Origin of the sequence: Mesotoga infera, from assembly GCA_011045915.1 — a bacterium.
GTDB lineage: Bacteria > Thermotogota > Thermotogae > Petrotogales > Kosmotogaceae > Mesotoga > Mesotoga infera_D.
This window is the reverse complement of sequence record DSBT01000348.1, coordinates 1-4,168: the sequence shown is the minus strand read 5'-3', so window position 1 is coordinate 4,168 and position 4,168 is coordinate 1. Positions and strand designations below refer to the sequence as shown.

General features: G+C 44.7%; 5 protein-coding genes. 1 reads left to right on the top strand and 4 read right to left on the bottom strand.

Annotation, left to right across the window (positions count from 1 at the left end; all coding sequences use genetic code 11):
- The 4 genes from ENN47_11500 to ENN47_11485 form a co-directional block, all read right to left on the bottom strand.
- Positions 1–626: ATPase (locus tag ENN47_11500; protein ID HDP78778.1), on the bottom strand; the 626-nt coding region annotated here is incomplete at its 3' end.
- Between the two features lie 114 nt (positions 627–740).
- Positions 741–1,466: a TetR/AcrR family transcriptional regulator gene (locus ENN47_11495; GenBank protein HDP78777.1), complete on the bottom strand. Its 726-nt coding sequence runs from the start codon at positions 1,464–1,466 to the stop codon at positions 741–743.
- A 1,151-nt stretch (positions 1,467–2,617) separates the two neighbouring features.
- Complete coding sequence (locus ENN47_11490) at positions 2,618–3,157, bottom strand: flavodoxin family protein (GenBank protein HDP78776.1); 540 nt, start codon at positions 3,155–3,157, stop codon at positions 2,618–2,620.
- Positions 3,158–3,284: 127 nt separating this feature from the next.
- The gene (locus tag ENN47_11485) at positions 3,285–3,797 is read right to left on the bottom strand and encodes a hypothetical protein (protein ID HDP78775.1); all 513 of its coding nucleotides are present in this window, start codon (positions 3,795–3,797) and stop codon (positions 3,285–3,287) included.
- A 261-nt stretch (positions 3,798–4,058) separates the two neighbouring features.
- Between ENN47_11485 and ENN47_11480 the strand changes: the two genes are divergently transcribed.
- Positions 4,059–4,168: GntR family transcriptional regulator (locus ENN47_11480; protein ID HDP78774.1), on the top strand; the 110-nt coding region annotated here is incomplete at its 3' end.

Here is a 4,168-nt window from a genome sequence, read left to right as displayed (position 1 = left end):
CCTCTTCCATAGCTGACGCCGCATCCCGAGAAAACCATGTTGTGTCTATCACCGATAGAGGCCTCTTCCTTAACGATTGCATCTGCCGATTTCTCGGAGGGGACCGATTCACCGGTCAGGGCAGACTCGTCGACCTTCAAACTCGCACTTTCAATGATTCTCGCGTCGGCAGGAACAAAATCACCGGCCTCAATTAGGATAATATCTCCCGGCACCAGTTTCGATGCCCGAATCAACTTCTGTTCTCCGTCACGGATTACTCTGGCGTTTGGCGAGGAAAGCTTTTTCAGGGCATCCAGAGCCTTCTCTGCCTTGCTCTCCTGTATTACACCGATAACAGCGTTCAAGATAACAATAAGCATGATCAAGACTGGCTCAAAGAACCCTTCCTTTTCGAAGATCGAGACAAGAAACGAAATCGCTGCGGCTGCAATCAGAATGATTATCATAACGTCCTTGAACTGCTCTAAAAAACGTTCAAGATTCGTCTTCTTCTTCTCCTCGCGGAGAATGTTTTCGCCGTATTTGCCCAGACGTCCTTCCGCTTCAGAAAAACCAAGGCCTATTTCTGGATCGACTTCAAGTTCTTCGATAACCGCTTTTGTCTCAATGAAATGCCAAGTCATAGCATCCTCCATCATTTCCATCTATCTAATCATTCATTCCAGATGAGAATCGTTTCAAAACCAAGAAAGTCCCACCAGAAAGCTTCGTGAAGAATTCTCGCTGGCAATCTTTGATCACGATTGACCAGGATTTCCTGTCCTCAGTGAAATCTCGGTCCCTTTTATCAGAGAAGAGAGAACAACTCGAAATGATTGTAAAAACGAGTTGCGCAATTCCTCATCACTCATCAGACTCTTCTTTTTAAGGTCGTCGTAGTAAGCTGCAAAGGTTACAAGCGGAATTATCGAGAAGAAGAATTTGAAAAGCGTCATTTCAGACGAGTAGTTGAAGTCGCTATCGGCTTCGGAAATCGATTTGAAAATCGGGTTGTCCTCGGTATCTTTTGTGAGATCAAGCAATCTGAAGAGGTCGTCGTGGTGTTTGCTTTCTTTTAAGGATTCGTACATCAATATTCTTAGAATTAGCCTGTGCTCAATGAGATAGTTGAGTATCTTGTCGTAATAGAAGATCGACCTCTTCACGAAACGCGCCACCGAATCTTCATCGATGAACTTCATCCTGTCATGCTCTATGTCTAGCTCTCCATCTCTTATCATCTGGATAATACTTGCCTGAACGAAGTCCATCGCTATCGTCGTCGCATCTTTTAGCAGAGAATCCACAAGGCGGCTAAGAATCTCTTCCTTGCTATTGAAGTAATAGTATATGAGACCTTTGGTTACCCCCGCAGCTTCCGCTATCTCGCTTGCAGTTGTGGCGTGAAATCCCTTTTGAGAAAACAACTCAATCGATGACTTTATTATTCTTTCTCGAGCCTCGTTTACATCTGAAGATTTCAATTTCAACCTCCTGACTGACCGGTTAGTCAAAGATATTATATACCGTTACCGCTGATTGTCAATAGATAGAAAAATGAACAAGACACCTAATTGAAGAAAATGAGGCTTCAAAAAAACATGCAAAGACGAATGCTCCTCCTCAGCTCTTGGAGAGCTCGTCACCACCATTAGTCAGGGAGCTAGATGCCAGTAGAATTCTGGTTCTCGCTTGAGTTTGTATTTTGCTCCTGATGATCCTCATCTTAAGTCCTCCCTCGAGGGAGGAGGGCCACGTAGTGGCGGAGGGTGTTGGTCCTTGTATGCGAAAAAAACCGATGCTAAGAAATAGTCCTATGTGAACGGTTGCTCGATGTTAGTTCTTGGTCTCTGGCAGGAGCATGCATATGGATCACAGACCAAACAAAGTTAAGAGCGAATATATCATTCAATTTCGAACAGGCCAACTTATTCTAAACGTTGTTCAAAGAGCACACACCCCACCGCAAGCGGTCCCCCCCGCTCAAGCGGGGATTTAAGATCAAGAGCAAGGAAGAGCCGGGTCTGGGGTCGTTGGGTCTAGGGTCTGGAAAGAGCAGAAGTGATGCTGGGAAGAACATCCCAGGAAGTTATGCCCGGAGTAACATCCGGGGAAGTGAGACTCGCTGCGCGAGGAAGTGATGCTGCTTCGCAGGAGGCAACAAAACGTAAGAAGCCAAAGTGAAGAGATAAGAAGAGCAATTAGATCTTGCTGCCTTTCTAACCTCTAACTTCATTCCTGTCACCTCTATATGTACGGGGCGTGCGCGATACCCACGTGATGAGATCACATTTAGGAGCCGTAAACAGGACCCCCGCAAGAGAGAGAAAAGCGGCTCTAGTTCTTACGCTACGCGTCCTGGTTCTTCTCTTGGTAAAAAAGTGAGAGCGAATAAGTGAGATGCTAGACTGAAGAGATGCGTGAATTCTAGGGGATTCTGGAACTGAGGAACAAGATGATTGAACTCAACAGAAGATTATGTGGGTAATGATTACCATAGAAAGGAGCGCTATCTGAATGTGGCAGAGATTCGAATCTCATAATTCCCTTGGAGGAAATTCAACGCTATCTTCGACTCTGAAAGGACTCAAGCCAAATCGATTCTTTCAAAATTCTGCCGGTTCGCATGAAGCGCTCAAAGATCAAAACCAAGATTGTATACCTTTTCAAGAGCCTGAGCTCTTTCATCTTCACTCAGTTCACTGCACATTCCGAAGCTCACAGAAAACTCCATAGAAACGAAGTCACAGATCTCCCTCATGCTCTTTTCGACAATCTCGGCTCCAGAATTAGGATCCTCACCACCGTAAGTCATGAGAAGAACTAACTTCTTTCCTTTGAAGGCCTTTTCGTAGTCGAGCGCGTACAATCTGTCAAGGAAAGTCTTCAACTGAGCACTCATGTTCCACCAGTAAATAGGTGTAGAGAAGATAATCACATCGGCTGCAACGACTTCACCATAGAGATCAAGCATGTCGTCATTAATTACGCAGGATTCACTATCATTCTTGCATTTGTCGCAGCCCGCGCACGGTTCGATCTTCCTCCCATGAAGAAAGGCGGATTTCAGTTCCAGCTTATCATGTCCCTCTCTCATTCCCTTCATGAAATTATCCAGAACAAGCATAGTATTGCCCTTCAATCTCGGACTGCCCATAACAGAGAATACTCTCATAAGCGGATCACATCCTCTCAGTAGCTTTCATATCAGAAAATCCTTCAGCCGGAAGAGTTCATTCTTCTATGCCTACTCCTGTTTGTTGTGAGAGACAGAAGTACAAAGGAACAACAGCAATGAACAATTAGAAGTACAGATCAAATCCCAGCAGAACCGGCAGCGGCCAGAAGAACAGCGAGTAATTCATTCTGTCTGTCATTTTGGTGACGTCGATAATGCTCAGTGCCGGTGATATTTGAGGCTTTGAAAGCTTCAATGTCGAGAAAGAGAAGGTAGATGAACCTCTTAGGCCTACGGCAATCATGAATCTTCTGCCAAAAAGATTGAAAGAGAGATTTTCGATTCCAGAAAAGAGTCTGCCGCTGATACCTGCCTCAAGACTGTGATGAACGTTGTCATAGCTGTAAGAAACTGTGGGACCGGCGTACAACATAACTTGAGTGAAATCTATCGGGCCAATACTCCAGGGATTCGTTATCTTGAAACCGAAGTGATAATATCCCCTTGCCGAGAAAGTTTGAAGGATGAAGGGAAAGTATGCGATTGAAGCTCCGATATTGTTTGTGTTGAAAGTGTATCCATACGCAGAAACAGAAAGAATCACAACCATCAATACTACAAGCAGCAATTTATTCATTTTTCCACCTCCCGATTGAAGTATATCATCTCGATCTTCTCGAAAAGAAGCTCTGGAAAGGGCCTTACGGCTATTCTCACCGGCAGGTGTTCTCCTTTCTGTCAGAAGGGTCTGTTCTCCGAATAACCCTTTGAAAGGCAAATATCGATCGAGACTACTCCTTGCCAAGAAAACTTGACTCAACTAATATTGAAGTGTAAAATTCCATATGTACGTACATTCTAACTGGGGGCGATTGCCATCACTCCAAAGTACACTCTCATTGAACGTTACTTGCTCGAAGAACTCAAGTCCGGGAAATACTCCGTCGGGGATAAACTCCCCACAGAGAAGGAATTGATGAACAAGTTCAGTGCCAGCAGAGAGACAGT